Source organism: Flavobacterium aquicola, assembly GCF_003385115.1.
Lineage (GTDB): Bacteria > Bacteroidota > Bacteroidia > Flavobacteriales > Flavobacteriaceae > Flavobacterium > Flavobacterium aquicola.
On the sequence record NZ_QUNI01000005.1, the window covers coordinates 152,618 to 167,800 of the forward strand.

The window sequence follows — 15,183 nt, forward strand, 5'->3', positions numbered from 1 at the left end:
ATTAATACAATTTATATTTAAAGAAATAATGACAATAAACATCATCAATAAATCACAGCATGCATTGCCAAATTACGAAACAATTGCTTCGGCAGGAATGGATTTGCGGGCAAACTTAACCGAATCAATAATTTTACAGCCGTTAGAAAGAGCCATTGTAAAAACAGGCCTTTTCATAGAATTGCCAATAGGTTATGAAGCTCAGGTGAGGCCTAGAAGCGGACTTGCTGCCAAAAACGGAATCACAGTTCTCAACGCACCGGGAACGGTCGATGCGGATTACAGAGGTGAAATTGGAGTAATTTTAGTAAATTTATCCAATGATCCATTTACTATTCAAAATGGAGAACGTATTGCACAGCTTATTATTGCCAAACACGAACGTGCCGAATGGATCGAAGTTGAAGAATTATCTGAGACATCAAGAGGAGCAGGAGGGTTTGGAAGTACAGGAGTAAAATAATTTAATAATTTAGCGATTAATAATTGAAAGATTTTTTTTAATTTTTCAATCTTTTTAATTTTTCAATCTTTTAATAAAACACATGAAAATAATTGTCCCAATGGCAGGACGCGGTTCACGCCTTCGCCCACATACATTAACAATTCCTAAGCCTTTAATTCCAGTTGCAGGAAAACCAATCGTGCACCGTTTAGTCGAAGACATTGCCGGAGTTTTAAATCAGCCGATTGAAGAAATAGCATTCGTTATCCACGAAAGTTTTGGAAAAAAAGTTGAAGAAGATTTAATAGCAATTGCTGAAAAATTAGGAGCAAAAGGAACTATTTATTATCAGAATGAAGCACTTGGAACTGGTCATGCAATTATGTGTGCCAAAGATTCACTGAGCGGACCAGCTGTTATTGCTTATGCTGATACTTTAATTCGTGCCAATTTCGATTTAGATGCAAATGCGGACAGCGTTATCTGGGTAAAACAAGTAGATCAGCCAGAAGCTTTTGGAGTGGTAAATTTAAACGAAGCAAATGAAATAATTGAACTGGTTGAAAAACCAAAAGAATTTGTTTCGGATCTTGCCGTTATCGGAATTTATTATTTCAAAGATGTTGCCGTTTTAAAAAATGAACTGCAGTCAGTACTGGATAACAATATTATTCACGGCGGCGAATATCAGATTAATGACGGAATAAAGCAGATGATGGCAAAGGGAATGAAATTCGTTCCTGGAGAAGTAGACGAATGGATGGACTGCGGTAACAAAGATGTTACGGTTGAAACCAATTCAAGAATGCTTGGTTTCCTTCAAAGTGACGGAATTAATTTAGTTAGTCAAAATGTCAAATTAGAAAATTCAACTATAATTCCTCCTTGTTATATTGGAGAAAATGTAATTCTAATCAACTCAACGGTAGGGCCAAATGTGTCTTTAGGAAATAGCTCTCATGTACAAAACACTACAATACAAAACAGTTTGGTGCAGACACATTCACACATCAAAAATGCAGTTTTAGATAATGCAATGATTGGAAATCATGCCAGTTTTGATGGAAAATTTACCAGTATAAGTATCGGAGATTATTCGGTTTTAGAATAATTTAAAAACAATATAAAAATAACAAGCAGCATTATTTAAGTTTTTATTATGCTGCTTTGTTGTTTTTTTAATTTATTTTGCATTTGCTGACAAATAGTAATGAATTTGTTTTCCAACACTTTTTTTCAATGATAAAAAAATGGCCTTTCATATTAGCTTTTTCTATTTTACTATGCAATACAGTCACAGTATTGGCACAGACAGAACCTGAAGAAATTAAAGTGGATGGTGATAAGTTTCAGGATTTTTTTTATGAATCTATATTTCAAAAAAGTATCGAAAATTATGATAAATCGCTGGTAGCCTTAGATCAATGTCTAAAGCTAAAACCAAATAATGAAACCATTTATTTTGAGATGGGAAAGAATTATTTGGCTTCCAAGGATTATAAAAATGCATATTCTTCCTTCGAGCGTGCTGCACAAATAGATGCTAATAATAAATGGTTTTGGGTGGGATTGTATGATGTGTGTTACGAGACCAAAGATTTCAATCAAGCTATAATTATTGTCAATAAAATTATTCCTTTTGATGCAGAATACAGAGAGGATCTGGTTTCGCTTTATATGATAACTAAGCAATTTGATAAAGCTTTGGCAGAAATTAATGATCTGAATGAAAAAGTTGGAAAAACCGAAAGAAGAGAGATGTATAAAATGGAAATCTTATCGGAAAGTAAATTTCAAAATTCCGAAGTGGGTACGCTAAAAGGTCTTATTGATAAAAATCCTAAAGAAGAATCCAATTACATAGCATTAATTTTTTTGTATTATAATAGTAATGAAGAAGATAAAGCACAGGAAGTTGCTAAAAAGTTAGAAAGAGAAATACCAGAATCGGTTTGGGCACAAGTAAGCTTGTTCAAAGATTATATCGAAAAAAATGACGGCATCAGTGCAGTAAAATCTATGAATACAGTGTTATCAAGCCCTAAAGTTGATTCCAAAATAAAACACCGGATCTTTAATGAGTTTTTGCTTTTTTCGAATGCAAATCCTCAATTCACACCAGATTTGGATAATGCAATAGGTTATTTCAAAAATGACAAAGAGGTAAATGTTGCCAAGGAGATAGGGAAGTTTTATCATAATAAAAAAGAATGGATTAAGGCCATTAAATATTATGAGATGTCGGAAAAAAATAATTCTGAAGTTGATCTGGAGACCAATTTGCTTTGGCTTCAAGCATATACTGAACTCAAACAGTTTGAAGCTGTAGTAAAAAAAGCAACGGCAATGATTGACACCTATCCTGCCGAACCTCAGTTTTATTATTATTCAGGAATGGCAAACAATCAATTGCAGCTTTTTAAAAAAGCCAAAGAGATTCTTGAAATGGGTCTAGATTATGTTGTTGAAAATAAAGATTTAGAAATTAATTTCAATATACAGCTTGGCGAAGCTTATAACGGCTTAGGCGATACAGCCAAAAAAGAATTATATTTTAACAAAGCCAATCAATTATTAAAAGAGAAAAAATAATGAATCGATTTATAGTAAGACTACTTTTTGTTTGCATGATTTGCTTTGGCAGTTCACTTTTATTAGTGTCTTGTAAAGCGAAGGGAAAAGTAGTGGAAGTAAGTAAAAAAGAAGATTCGGACAGCATGTCAGCAGATCGAATTCTAAAAAATTATTATGCCAATAAAAGTGATTTCAAAACACTATACATAAAATCCAATGTTAAATATGATGATGAAAAACAATCTCAAAATTTAACTGCCGAAATAAAGATAAAAAAGGACGAACAAATTTTGGTAAGTATTCGTTTTCTTGGAATTACTATGGCAAAAGCATTGATAACACCAGCTACTGTAAGTTATTATGAGAAGTTAAACGGCACATATTTTGAAGGAGATTTTAGTACATTAAGCAAATGGCTTGGGACTGATTTGGATTTTACTAAAGTTCAAAATTTATTAGTTGGGCAGGCAATGGACGATTTAACCAGAGGAAAGTATCAAGATTCATTAGTGGATCAATCGTACCGATTAGAAGCTATTTCTAAAAATAATACTAAAAAGTACTTCTTTTTTGATAAAGAATCATTTTTACTAAACAAGCAGGAGATTACACAAACTGCTGAAAATAGAAAGATAGAGGTTTTATATTCGGATTATAAAAAGTACAATGAATCGCCATTACCATCAAAAATTGATATAAATGCAGTCCAGGATAAAGGCAAAACAGAAATTAATTTGAACTATAATACTCTAACCATAAACGAAGAACTTAATTTTCCATATAGTGTGCCAAATGGCTATAAAAGAATTTTAATTAAGTAAATTTGTACCAATATAATTGTAAAATGCAAAAATTTCTCTTAGGACTATTTTTTTTATGCACGACCTCAGTAATCTGGGGGCAAGAGTCGCAACAGGAAAAATTAGAAAAGCGTAAAGCCGAAATTCAACAAGAAATTTTGGATAACGAAAAGATGCTTCAATCGGTAAAGAAAAAGGAAAAATCTGCCGTAAATGTGATTATTTTACAAAACAATAAAATAAAACTCAAAGAAAAATTGATTTATACTACAGCGAAACAAACTAAGATTCTTAGTAACGACATGTATATTAATCAATTAAAAATGAATAAATTAAACAGAGAGCTGGTCGTTCTCAAAGAAGATTACGCTAAGATGATAGTGAAATCATATAAAAGCAGATCAGAACAAAGCCGTGCGATGTTTCTGCTGTCATCAGAGAACTTTCTGCAGGCTTATAAAAGAGCCCAGTATATGAAGCAGTATACCGGATTTAGAAAAATGCAGGGTGAAGAAATCAAATCAAAATCGGATGAACTTTTAGGTTTTAATGAAAAGCTGAATGCTCAAAAAATAGAAAAGAAAAAATTATTAGCAGAAAACACCAAAGAAAAATTATCTCTTGAAAAGGAAAAAAGAGAGCAATTAAAATTGGTAAATTCGATTAAAAAAGACAAGAAAAAAATCACTTCCGAAATTAAAAGGAAACAAACTGAATCACGGGCAATTGACCGCCAGATTGATCGTTTAATTCGTGAAGCTATTGCTGAGGCCAATAGAAAAGCAGCAAGTGAAAATCCAAATGCACCAGTTACTGCGTATTCATCTGCAAGGATTGTGTTAACCGCTGAGGGCAAAATATTAGCTGATAATTTTAGAGCCAACAAAGGACAACTGCCTTGGCCAGTTGAAAAAGGCTTTGTATCACTTGGTTACGGCGAACAGCCACATCCAGTTTACCCAAGTCTCGTGATTCATAATAGCGGTGTCGAAATTACAACAGAGCAAGGAGCTAATGCTCGAGCAGTCTTTGGAGGTGAGGTATCTAGTGTGATCGTTTTGTCTCCAGTAAATAAAGCGGTAATGATTCAGCATGGAGATTATTTTACGGTATATCAAAATTTAAGTTCTGTTTTTGTTTCCAAAGGGGACAAGGTTTCTATCAAACAAAACATAGGGAAAATAAGAACAAACGGCGAAGGTAAAACGGTTTTAAAGTTTACAATTTCACAAAATACTTCGTATAATAACCCAGCATATTGGTTATACAGAATGTAAGTTCTTTCAAGAAAAATTATGTACAGCACTATTTATTTGTAAAAATTTAATAGTGCTGTTTTTTATAAAATCATTCATTAAGTTTGCATTATATATAAAATACGATGTTAAAATATTTTCTAAGTTTTATTTTTCTAATAACAGCAGCTTCGCTTTGGAGCCAAGACAATCAACAAAAAAAATTAGAAGAGCGTAAAATTAAAATTCAGCAGGAGATTCGTGAAAATGAAACGAAACTTCAAACTGTAAAGAAGAAAGAAAAAACAGCTGCAAAAGCAATCGTTCTGCAAAGCAATAAAATCAAACTTAAAGAAGAATTAATTGCTACCACTGAAAAGCAAAAAGCACTCCTCGGAAATTCAATATCTATTAATCAAGCGCAGATAAATAAACTCGAAAAGGAACTCGAGCTGCTCAAAGCAGATTATGCCAAAATGATTGTGCAATCGTATAAAAGCCGATCTGAAGAGAGCCGTGCGATGTTTTTATTGTCATCAGAAAGTTTTCTTCAGGCCTATAAACGAGCACAGTATATGAAACAATATACTAATTATAGGAGAGTTCAGGGGAAGGAAATACAAGCAAAGACATACAGTTTGTATACTTTTAATGCAAAATTAGACGTTCAAAAAAGTGCCAAAGAGCAGCTTATTGTTGAAAATGATAAAGAGCGATTATCTTTAGAAAAAGAAAAGCAGGAACAAGAAAAATTGGTTGCCTCATTAAAGAAAGATAAAAATAAAATTATTGCCGATAATAAGAAAAAGCAGCAGGAATCTAAAGCAATTGATAGAAAAATTGATAAATTAATTCGTGAAGCAATTGCCGAGGCTAATAGAAAAGCGGCTATAGAAAAAGCAGCTAAAGCAAAAGCAAAAGCAGACGCAATTGCGAAAGCTAATGCCTTGGCAAAAGCGCAGGCATTAGAAAAGAAAAAAGAGATTGAAAAAGCAAATGCACTAGCAGCAGCAAAAGCTAAAGCAGCATCTAAACCAGCTCCAAAACCAATTCCAGTTCCAAAAGAAGTGGAGAAAGCAATTGCAAAAGTGGAAACTGCACCTACAGCTGTACCCGTTTCCGCCACCAAAATAGATTTGAGTCCGAGCGGAAAAGTAGATTCAGATAATTTCAAAGCCAATAAAGGGAAACTGCCTTGGCCTGTTGAGAAAGGGTATATTTCGCTAGGATTTGGTGATCAGGCGCATCCTGTATATAAAGCATTAGTTATTCATAATAGCGGACTGGAATTCACAACTGATTCTGGTGCCAGTGCAAGAGCAGTTTTTGGAGGAACAGTTACAAGTGTAATTATTATTTCTCCAGTAAATAAAGTTGTTATGTTACAGCATGGAGATTTTTTTACTTTGTATCAAAACCTGAGTTCAGTGAATGTAAGTAAAGGAGACGAAGTAAATATTAGGCAGTCATTAGGTAAAATCAGAACTAATGGCGAGGGTAAAACAATATTAAAATTTGCTATTACTCAAAATACGACTTATGCTAATCCAAGGGCTTGGCTGTCGAGTAAATAGCAGAAAAAAATTAATAAAATTTTAAACTATCTTGTCAAAATTATAGTATATATTTGATAAAATTTAAACTAGAAAATTATGAATTCGAATAATCCATTTTTAAATAACAAAACATTTTCTACTGCTGTTTCAAGAAAAGACAATACGTTTAATGCAGTCACTATTGATGACAATCAAGACATGACATTGTCTGGAACAATCAATAGAAGTTTAATTCTTTTTTTGTTATTGATTGCTTCAGCAACTGTGATCTGGTGGGCTACTTCTAATGAAATACTGAATCCAATTGTTCCAATAATTGGCGGTGCGGTTGTAGGATTGATTTTGGTTCTAATAGCATCATTCAAACCAGAATATTCGTCTTATTTAGCTCCTGGCTACGCTCTTTTTGAAGGACTGTTTATTGGTGGAATATCTGTTATTTTCGAAGCAATGTATCCTGGAATCGTAACTCAGGCAGTAGGAGCAACCTTTGTTACTTTTGCTGTTTGTCTTGGTTTGTATAAATATAAAATTGTAAAAGTGACAGAACAATTTAAATCTATTGTTATTGCTGCAACTTTGGCGATTGCAACTTATTATTTGTTTTCTTGGGTATTCTCACTTTTTACAAGTTTTGTACCAGTACATTACGGCAATTCTATGATGAGTATAGGAATCAGTGTATTTGTGATTGTAATTGCGGCTATGAACCTGTTCTTGGATTTTGATATGATAGAAAAAGGAGTTCAGCAAAGAATGCCAAAATACATGGAATGGTACGGTGCTATGGGATTAATGATTACATTAGTATGGCTGTATATCGAGTTCTTGAGATTACTGTCAAAACTGTCTAAAAAATAGATTAAAAAAATATTTCATATTAAAGAGATGCCTTTCAGAAACGAAGGGCATTTTTTTTGCGTGAGGGATTGAAGTGGAGCTCTTTTTATATTTGGCACTTTTACCAAATATAAAAAAGCGGGAACGGAAAGCCCGACCCAGAGTTTTTACGAAGGGGCACGCCCAAATAAACTTTTACGGACTGATAAAGTAAATTGGAAGATCTACGTTTTATTTTGTCTACGATTAAAGGAATTGTAGCTGTCAAATCATTAAATTTGCAGTCTTATTTAGAGACATGTTAGAAAAAGAAACAATAAATTTTGAAAAAACGGCCATTGTTGGTATCGTTACCCAAAATCAAAGCGAAGAAAAACTCAATGAATATCTTGATGAATTGGAGTTCTTGACATTTACCGCAGGAGGCGAAGTGGTGAAACGTTTTACGCAAAAAATGGAGCGTCCCAATCCTAAAACTTTTGTAGGGACAGGAAAATTGGAGGAAATTTGTCTTTTTGTAAAAGAGAATGATATTTCGACTTTGATATTCGATGATGAGTTGTCACCTTCTCAGCAAAAAAATATTTCTAAAATAATTGACTGCAAAATACTAGACCGTACAAATCTTATCCTTGATATCTTTGCGCAAAGAGCCGAAACCTCTTATGCGAGAACACAAGTGGAATTGGCACAATGCCAATATTTGCTTCCTAGACTTTCTGGCATGTGGACGCACTTGGAACGTCAAAAAGGGGGTATCGGAATGCGTGGTCCTGGGGAAACTGAAATCGAGACGGACAGACGTATCGTTCGTGACCGTATAGCATTATTGAGAGAGAAGATTAAAACCATCGACAAACAAATGGGGGTGCAGCGAAGCAACCGCGGAGCAATGGTTCGCGTTGCCTTGGTAGGTTATACTAATGTTGGTAAATCAACTTTGATGAATGCTATTGGGAAAAGTGATGTGTTTGTCGAAAACAAACTTTTCGCAACATTAGATACAACTGTTAGAAAAGTAGTGATTAAGAACCTGCCTTTTCTGCTTTCGGATACAGTTGGGTTCATAAGAAAACTGCCAACTCAATTGGTTGATTCTTTCAAAAGTACCTTGGACGAAGTTCGCGAAGCCGATTTGTTATTGCATATTGTTGATATATCGCACCCCGAATTTGAAGATCATATTGCGTCTGTAAATCAAACTTTGCATGATATCAAGGCACATGATAAACCAACGATTATGGTTTTCAATAAAATTGATGCCTACAAACACCTGACAATTGACGAAGATGATTTAATGACTGAGAAAACTCCAAGGCACTTCACATTGGAAGAGTGGAAACAAACTTGGATGCACCGTTTAGGAGAACAGAATGCTTTGTTTATTTCGGCAACACAAAAAGAAAATTTTGAAGATTTTAGAGAACGCGTTTATGAAGCCGTTCGTCAAATACACATTACCCGCTTTCCATACAACAAATTTTTATATCCGGATTATAAGGATGCTGTTGAGAAAGAAGAAAAAGAAGATAATGAATAAACAAAAAGACCTTTCGGCAAGCTGCTAAAAGGTCTTTTTTAATTTAAAAATTATAATTCAGCCCAACGCCAAATACTTCTTTAGTTTGAAAACCTGGAAAAGCATCATCATCATAAATAGCTTGAAAATTTAAATTGGCCGATAATATTTTGTTGATTTTCATTATAATGATCAAGTTGTAGTTAATGTCGATATTTTGCGGATCCTTCAAATAATTAGAATATAAATTTAAAAGATTTTCGGCTGTTACATTTTCCATAATTTGGAATTTATAATAGGCAGTAGCATTGAAACCCAATTGATATAATAAACTTTTATTGGCATCCACACCAAAATAACTACCATCTACATAACCAGGTATTGAAGTGTAAAAACTATCTACAAAAGTAAATTTAGATGTTAATGGAGCAAAATTAATTTTTAGGTTTTCTGTCTTTTTCCAATATAGACCAGGACCAAATAATAGGTAACCAGGTGACATAAAGTTGGTGTTTTCTTCTCTAATTTCAGCTCCATTTTCATCTTTAGAATATAAATATCCTTTTGAGAACTGTGTTCTAAAATTGACTAGAAAGGAGTAGTACCAATAACCTTTCGTTTTTTTGGCAACAATTGAATTAATTTCAAGCTGATCATCAGTCTTCTTTTCAAAATTCGCACTTTGTGTTTGAAGCAGACCATAGGAAGCCATGATTCTGTTTTCCCAAGTATAATCATCTTTTTTATAATCGATTTTATAATCAAGACCAAGGTTGCCGGAGAAGCTGTTTTCACCGCCTGCTACCCAGTTGCTAAAGTTGGCCTGGTTAAAGAGAAACGTAATTTTACCTGTAGATTTCCATCCATTTTTAATAGTGTCATCTATAGTTTTGGCTGCGTCTTGTGTCTTTTTTATTAGATCTTTTTCGGCATCTTGAGCATATAGCAGTGTCGAAACGGGAAGTAAAATCGTTATTAATAAAATAATTTTTTTCATTGTAAGAAGTATTGGTCCAATACAAATATAACGAAAAGAATAAAGTGTTAAAAATGAGGATATTAAAAAATTATTTTTTAGTTTTTTTGTATAAAGGAACTGCCGAGCAGGCCTCGCCGTACATTATACTCCTTGCATATGGCTGCAGGTAGTGTGCTGCCAAAATATAAGCCCGCATTGGAACTGGTTTTTTGGAACAGCCTTTTATGATAACGGGTTTGTCTTTATAAACTGAATAGTCAATTTTAGGAAGCAATTCTTCGTAGAAAGCGGCATCTAAATCTTCGAGTGTTCCATTTATAATTTTTTTGGCATAAGGAGCCAAATGCATTGTTATCAATATAAAAGCCCAACGCGGAAGAATCGCATCTGTACTGCATGAAACTGCTACAAATTGATCTTGATATTGTGACCAATCCTGATTGTTGAGCTGTTCTCTAAAGTCTTTTTCCTTTAGCAAAAAACCTTCAATTAGCCACTGTGAGATATCAATCTGCGTACGCATTCCGGCTGGATAATAGTCTTCAAGATCGAAAACTTCCAGAACACTATTGGCTACTTTATTGATTATTTCTTCCATTATAAAAAGTTTATTGTTTGTTGTTTATAGTTTATGGTTCGAAAACAACAAACTATAAACAACAAACCCATTAACTGATTTAAAGCATTCCTAATTCTAATTTTGCTTCTTCGCTCATCAAATCTTTACTCCAAGGCGGGTCAAAAGTGATTTCCACTTCAGCATCTTTTATATGCTCGATTGATTTTATTTTTTCCTCAACTTCTCTTGGTAAACTCTCTGCTACAGGACAGTTTGGAGATGTTAGAGTCATCAATATTTTTACTTCATAATCAGTATTGACCATTACGTCATATATCAATCCTAATTCGTAAATATCTACTGGAATCTCTGGATCGTAAATTGTTTTTAGTTTTTTTACGATTGATTCTCCTAAGTCTTCGGTGTTTATTTCTTCTGTCATAATTTTTATTTTTAAACCAAAATAGATTTTAAGTTTTTTTTAAACCATATAAGGTCATATACGGTTTTGATTTGTGTTTTATTCGGTAATTTTTCGGATCAATTTTATTTAATCGGATTAATTTATTATGGTCTCAAATGCCTTATATGGTTGACTTTTTATTCTTCTTCTAAATATCTGTATAATTCATTTACGTATGATTTCTGTCCTTCTTTAAAGATGTGAGTCACATTGAAATTTATGATTAACCCCATTGGAACTTCTAAAAGTTTCATATAAGTTAAAAGCTGTGCTTCGTGAATTGGTAAAACTTTTTCAACAGCTTTTAATTCTATAACTAGACTTTTTTCAATAAATAAATCACATCTCAATCCAGCTTCAACCTCTAATCCTTTGTAATTTACAGGTATAATTAATTCTGTTTGAAAATCAATTCCTCTAATCGTTAATTCTTTTTTCAAACAGTTATGATAAACACTTTCTAAAAGACCTGGACCAAGATGTTTGTGAACTTCGATCGCACAACCATTAACTTGATAGACTAATTCTTTAAGATATGTTTTTGTCATTAATTTTATTTTTCGCTTATATGACCTTAAATGCCTTATATGGTTTAAGATTTATTTTTTAGCATCAAATGCCAATGCATACATTTTAATATTTTTTATCATAGAAACCAAACCATTGGCTCTTGTTGGCGAAAGATGCTCTTTCAAACCTATTTCATCAATGAAATCGGTATCTGCGTTTAGTATGTCAATTGCTTTTTGGTTGGAAAAAGCTCTAATTAAAATCGCTATTATTCCTTTGGTTAAAATAGCATCGCTGTCGGCAGTAAAGACAATTTTGTCCTCTTTTTGCTCACCTTGAAGCCAAACTTTGGATTGACACCCTTTAATCAGATTTTCGTCTGTTTTTGCTTCTTCTTTTATTAGCGGAAGATTCTTTCCTAATTCAATGATGTATTCATAGCGCTGCATCCAGTCATCAAACATTGAGAATTCATCTATGATATCGTTTTGTATTTCTTTTATTGTCATTCTTCTTTTTTTGAAAAGGATAGTATTGTATTTACTAAGTTCTTTATTTTTTCGGGAGGAAAACCATTGTCGAAAGTCTGGCTTTCATATGTTTTTCCTTTGTATGTTACTTTTAAATTTGCCATTGCAGCGCCGTCATGAAAACGTTTCTGTGTAGGCGCTTTCAAATTCGGAATTTCTTCCAGATTCACTTTTTGAAATTCTTTTATCAGAGCATTCCATTGTGCGTCCGTCAGAGAATTTGAAACTGGTTTTCCGTCTCTTGTTTTCGTCACGAAAACTGTTTTGTTTTCCACAGCAATGTTATTATACATACCTCTTGAATTGGCTGTGTATTCAACCTTGGCGTCAGCCAAATCTACATTTTTTTGACCTTCGCAGTTGTTACCAAGGATTATCGTCAAAAACAAGAGTGCTATGAATTTCATAATTTTACGAATTTAAGAAAGCATCATTTGCGCTTTTTTCACGGCTTCAACCAATGCGTCAATTTCTTCTTTGGTATTGTAAAAAGAAAATGAAGCTCTTATCGTTCCTGGAATACAGAAGAAATTCATAATCGGCTGAGCGCAATGGTGACCGGTTCTTACAGCGATACCCAATTTGTCAATTATTGTTCCAATGTCATACGGATGAATACCATCAATATTAAACGAGACAACTGAAGTTTTTGTTTTACTGTTTCCGTAAATTTTTAGTCCTTCAATTTCTGATAATCGTTCTGTGGCATATTCCAGCAGTTCCAATTCCTGTTTCTGAATGTTTTCAAAACCAATTTCATTCATATAATCAATGGCCGTTCCCAGAACAATTCCGCCTGCAATATGTGGAGTTCCTGCTTCAAATTTATGAGGCAGATCGGCATAGGTTGTTTTTTCGAAAGTTACCTCTTTGATCATTTCACCACCGCCTTGATAAGGAGGTAATTTATTCAGCCAAGCTTCTTTTCCGTATAAAATTCCTGTCCCCGTTGGACCGCACATTTTATGTCCCGAAAAAGCATAGAAATCACAATCCAAAGCCTGAACATCTGGTTTTAAATGCGGAACTGCCTGCGCTCCGTCAATTAAAACTGCTGAACCAACTTCGTGTGCTTTGTCGATCATATATTTGATAGGATTGATAATTCCCAATGCATTCGAAATATGATTTACGGTAACGATTTTGGTTTTGGCAGAAAGCAATTTGTCGTATTCAGCCATTATCAATTCGCCGTTTTCATCCATCGGAATTACTTTTAGCGTTGCTCCTGTTTTTTCGCAGAGCATCTGCCAAGGCACAATATTGCTGTGGTGTTCCAATGAAGAAACAATCACTTCATCACCCGATTTTAAAATCGAAGCAAATCCATTAGCGACCAAGTTGATACCAAAAGTAGTTCCCGAAGTGAAAAGCACTTCGTGGGCATATTTGGCATTAATATGATTTTGCACTTTTCCGCGTGAAACTTCATAAGCATCAGTTGCCAATTGGCTCAATGTATGAACGCCTCTGTGAATGTTGGCATTAATTTCCTGATAATACTTTGCAATCGCATCGATAACCACTTGCGGTTTTTGCGAAGTGGCTCCGTTATCGAAATATACTAGTGGTTTTCCATTTACTTTTTCTGAAAGAATAGGAAAGTCGGCTCTTATTTTTTGAATATCTAACATTGTTTTATTTAGATTTTTTCTAAATACAAAAGTAACACAATTGATTTAGTTTTCTAGGAACAATAAGGAATAATTGTGAAATCGCTTTGGAAGAAAGTATTGTTATTGATATAAAATCAAACAGAATTTATCAGTCTTTATTTTTGTGTTCCTTTTTTTATTAAATTAGGATAAATATATCCTGTTATGAAAAAATATTTGAAAATAATCGTCTCTTTGGTTCTTTTGTTTTTGATTTATTTTGGCATTACAACTTTCCGAAGGCTGGAATTAATTTCAGGATTTTCGGCCAAAAGCGTTGCAAGCTGTCATTTCATAGCCAATCGTTCACTGGAAAATATCGAGGAAAGTGATAATGATTTTGACGTTATTCGTTGGGCTTCCAATGAAATAAATGAATCAGAAAAATTTGCAGCGGCTACCGTTTTTGGGTTAAAAAAACGAAAAGCAATTTATAGAACTGAATTGGGTGCTACATTAATTGATGATAATTTTGATGTCAATAAACCGTATGAAATTCCCAAAAGAACGAAATCTAAAAAAAATTATCTTCCTTTTCCGTATGGAGATGCAGAACCCAATGACACTGTTTTTGCCAATGTAGATTATACCAAATTGAATGAGGCTGTCGCCAATGCATTTGATGTGGAAGAAGATAATATCAAAAGAACGCGTTCTGTTTTGGTTATTTATAAAGACAAAATCATTGCTGAGAAATACGCGAATGGCTTGACAAAAAATAGTATTCTTTTGGGCTGGTCAATGACTAAGAGTATCACAGGAACTCTTTTTGGAATACTTCAAAAACAAGGAAATTTTGATATCTACAAGCCAGCTCCAATTCCCGAATGGCAAAATGATGACAGAAAAAACATTACGACCAATGATTTGCTTCATATGAATTCGGGTTTGGAATGGGACGAGCATTATGACAGAATCTGTGATGCAACTGAAATGCTTTTTCACGATGAAGATATGTCCCGCTCACAATTGTTGAAACCAGCCGTTTTTAAGCCTAATACCCATTGGAATTATTCTTCTGGAACGACTAATTTGCTTTCGGGTATTTTGCGGAAGCAGTTCAAAACGCATCAGGAATATCTGGATTTTTGGTATTCAGCATTGATTGACAAAATCGGAATGCACTCAATGATTGTAGAAACTGATATGGCAGGTAACTATGTAGGTTCGTCCTATGCTTGGGCAACAACAAGAGATTGGTCAAAATTGGGATTATTATATTTGCATAAAGGCAATTGGAATGGAGAACAACTATTTAACACCAGTTGGGAGAAGTATGTTTCAACTCCTACAAACACTTCAAATGGTAAATACGGAGCGCATTTTTGGCTCAATGCAGATGGATTTTATCCAGATGCTCCAAGAGATATGTATTCCTGTAATGGTTTTAACGGACAAAAGGTATTTATTATTCCGTCAAAGGATTTGGTAATTGTGAGATTGGGATTGACAGGTGATTCTAAATTTGATTTTAACGGGTTGTTGAAGGGAGTTGTGGGGAGTGTGAAGAAAGAATAA

General features: G+C 33.7%; 16 protein-coding genes. 9 read left to right on the forward strand and 7 right to left on the reverse strand.

Annotated features, from left to right (window positions below; genetic code table 11):
* The first annotated feature begins 28 nt into the window (after positions 1-28).
* From dut to hflX, 8 genes are all read left to right on the forward strand, one after another.
* Positions 29-463 carry a dUTP diphosphatase gene (gene dut, locus C8P67_RS10335; RefSeq protein ID WP_115813032.1) on the forward strand — a complete coding sequence of 145 codons (435 nt, stop codon included), beginning with the start codon at positions 29-31 and terminating at the stop codon, positions 461-463.
* An 82-nt stretch (positions 464-545) separates the two neighbouring features.
* Positions 546-1,556, forward strand: coding sequence for a sugar nucleotidyltransferase (locus C8P67_RS10340; protein WP_115813034.1), 1,011 nt, complete (start codon positions 546-548; stop codon positions 1,554-1,556).
* A gap of 128 nt (positions 1,557-1,684) precedes the next feature.
* Positions 1,685-3,037 (forward strand): tetratricopeptide repeat protein, encoded by a 1,353-nt coding sequence (locus C8P67_RS10345; protein ID WP_115813036.1) that lies wholly within the window; start codon positions 1,685-1,687, stop codon positions 3,035-3,037.
* Positions 3,037-3,840 (forward strand): DUF4292 domain-containing protein, encoded by an 804-nt coding sequence (locus C8P67_RS10350; protein ID WP_115813038.1) that lies wholly within the window; start codon positions 3,037-3,039, stop codon positions 3,838-3,840. The genes C8P67_RS10345 and C8P67_RS10350 overlap by 1 nt, the downstream gene beginning before the upstream one ends.
* A gap of 23 nt (positions 3,841-3,863) precedes the next feature.
* Positions 3,864-5,096, forward strand: coding sequence for a murein hydrolase activator EnvC family protein (locus tag C8P67_RS10355; RefSeq protein ID WP_115813040.1), 1,233 nt, complete (start codon positions 3,864-3,866; stop codon positions 5,094-5,096).
* A gap of 104 nt (positions 5,097-5,200) precedes the next feature.
* The gene (locus C8P67_RS10360; RefSeq protein WP_115813042.1) at positions 5,201-6,628 is read left to right on the forward strand and encodes a murein hydrolase activator EnvC family protein; all 1,428 of its coding nucleotides are present in this window, start codon (positions 5,201-5,203) and stop codon (positions 6,626-6,628) included.
* A 78-nt stretch (positions 6,629-6,706) separates the two neighbouring features.
* On the forward strand, positions 6,707-7,471 hold the full coding sequence (locus C8P67_RS10365) for a Bax inhibitor-1/YccA family protein (protein ID WP_115813044.1): 765 nt from the start codon (positions 6,707-6,709) through the stop codon (positions 7,469-7,471).
* 277 nt (positions 7,472-7,748) lie between these two features.
* On the forward strand, positions 7,749-8,990 hold the full coding sequence (gene hflX / locus C8P67_RS10370) for a GTPase HflX (RefSeq protein ID WP_115813046.1): 1,242 nt from the start codon (positions 7,749-7,751) through the stop codon (positions 8,988-8,990).
* A 43-nt stretch (positions 8,991-9,033) separates the two neighbouring features.
* On the opposite strand, the gene C8P67_RS10375 is transcribed toward hflX, so the two are convergent.
* The 7 genes from C8P67_RS10375 to C8P67_RS10405 all read right to left on the reverse strand — a co-directional run bounded on the left by C8P67_RS10375 (position 9,034) and on the right by C8P67_RS10405 (position 13,644).
* Entirely contained in the window at positions 9,034-9,966 is a 933-nt protein-coding gene (locus tag C8P67_RS10375; protein WP_115813048.1) for a DUF3078 domain-containing protein, read from the reverse strand.
* A 70-nt stretch (positions 9,967-10,036) separates the two neighbouring features.
* Positions 10,037-10,546: a DUF2480 family protein gene (locus C8P67_RS10380; RefSeq protein WP_115813050.1), complete on the reverse strand. Its 510-nt coding sequence runs from the start codon at positions 10,544-10,546 to the stop codon at positions 10,037-10,039.
* A 79-nt stretch (positions 10,547-10,625) separates the two neighbouring features.
* Complete coding sequence (locus C8P67_RS10385; RefSeq protein WP_115813052.1) at positions 10,626-10,949, reverse strand: SUF system Fe-S cluster assembly protein; 324 nt, start codon at positions 10,947-10,949, stop codon at positions 10,626-10,628.
* Between the two features lie 158 nt (positions 10,950-11,107).
* Complete coding sequence (locus C8P67_RS10390) at positions 11,108-11,518, reverse strand: GxxExxY protein (RefSeq protein ID WP_115813054.1); 411 nt, start codon at positions 11,516-11,518, stop codon at positions 11,108-11,110.
* Between the two features lie 51 nt (positions 11,519-11,569).
* Positions 11,570-11,989 (reverse strand): SufE family protein, encoded by a 420-nt coding sequence (locus C8P67_RS10395; protein ID WP_115813056.1) that lies wholly within the window; start codon positions 11,987-11,989, stop codon positions 11,570-11,572.
* Positions 11,986-12,417, reverse strand: a complete 432-nt coding sequence (locus C8P67_RS10400) for a hypothetical protein (protein ID WP_115813058.1) — start codon at positions 12,415-12,417, stop codon at positions 11,986-11,988. Before C8P67_RS10400 ends, C8P67_RS10395 begins: the two co-directional genes overlap by 4 nt.
* A gap of 12 nt (positions 12,418-12,429) precedes the next feature.
* Positions 12,430-13,644, reverse strand: a complete 1,215-nt coding sequence (locus C8P67_RS10405; RefSeq protein ID WP_115813060.1) for an aminotransferase class V-fold PLP-dependent enzyme — start codon at positions 13,642-13,644, stop codon at positions 12,430-12,432.
* Between the two features lie 186 nt (positions 13,645-13,830).
* On the opposite strand from C8P67_RS10405, the gene C8P67_RS10410 reads away from it, so the two are divergent.
* The gene (locus tag C8P67_RS10410; protein ID WP_115813062.1) at positions 13,831-15,183 is read left to right on the forward strand and encodes a serine hydrolase domain-containing protein; all 1,353 of its coding nucleotides are present in this window, start codon (positions 13,831-13,833) and stop codon (positions 15,181-15,183) included.

What these genes read in the sequence shown, in the direction of transcription:
- dut (WP_115813032.1), top strand. Translation starts at nt 29, where the DNA reads ATGACAATAAACATCATCAATAAATCACAGCATGCATTGCCAAATTAC.
- C8P67_RS10340 (WP_115813034.1), top strand. Translation starts at nt 546, where the DNA reads ATGAAAATAATTGTCCCAATGGCAGGACGCGGTTCACGCCTTCGCCCA.
- C8P67_RS10345 (WP_115813036.1), top strand. Translation starts at nt 1,685, where the DNA reads ATGATAAAAAAATGGCCTTTCATATTAGCTTTTTCTATTTTACTATGC.
- C8P67_RS10350 (WP_115813038.1), top strand. Translation starts at nt 3,037, where the DNA reads ATGAATCGATTTATAGTAAGACTACTTTTTGTTTGCATGATTTGCTTT.
- C8P67_RS10355 (WP_115813040.1), top strand. Translation starts at nt 3,864, where the DNA reads ATGCAAAAATTTCTCTTAGGACTATTTTTTTTATGCACGACCTCAGTA.
- C8P67_RS10360 (WP_115813042.1), top strand. Translation starts at nt 5,201, where the DNA reads ATGTTAAAATATTTTCTAAGTTTTATTTTTCTAATAACAGCAGCTTCG.
- C8P67_RS10365 (WP_115813044.1), top strand. Translation starts at nt 6,707, where the DNA reads ATGAATTCGAATAATCCATTTTTAAATAACAAAACATTTTCTACTGCT.
- hflX (WP_115813046.1), top strand. Translation starts at nt 7,749, where the DNA reads ATGTTAGAAAAAGAAACAATAAATTTTGAAAAAACGGCCATTGTTGGT.
- C8P67_RS10375 (WP_115813048.1), bottom strand. Translation starts at nt 9,966, where the DNA reads ATGAAAAAAATTATTTTATTAATAACGATTTTACTTCCCGTTTCGACA.
- C8P67_RS10380 (WP_115813050.1), bottom strand. Translation starts at nt 10,546, where the DNA reads ATGGAAGAAATAATCAATAAAGTAGCCAATAGTGTTCTGGAAGTTTTC.
- C8P67_RS10385 (WP_115813052.1), bottom strand. Translation starts at nt 10,949, where the DNA reads ATGACAGAAGAAATAAACACCGAAGACTTAGGAGAATCAATCGTAAAA.
- C8P67_RS10390 (WP_115813054.1), bottom strand. Translation starts at nt 11,518, where the DNA reads ATGACAAAAACATATCTTAAAGAATTAGTCTATCAAGTTAATGGTTGT.
- C8P67_RS10395 (WP_115813056.1), bottom strand. Translation starts at nt 11,989, where the DNA reads ATGACAATAAAAGAAATACAAAACGATATCATAGATGAATTCTCAATG.
- C8P67_RS10400 (WP_115813058.1), bottom strand. Translation starts at nt 12,417, where the DNA reads ATGAAATTCATAGCACTCTTGTTTTTGACGATAATCCTTGGTAACAAC.
- C8P67_RS10405 (WP_115813060.1), bottom strand. Translation starts at nt 13,644, where the DNA reads ATGTTAGATATTCAAAAAATAAGAGCCGACTTTCCTATTCTTTCAGAA.
- C8P67_RS10410 (WP_115813062.1), top strand. Translation starts at nt 13,831, where the DNA reads ATGAAAAAATATTTGAAAATAATCGTCTCTTTGGTTCTTTTGTTTTTG.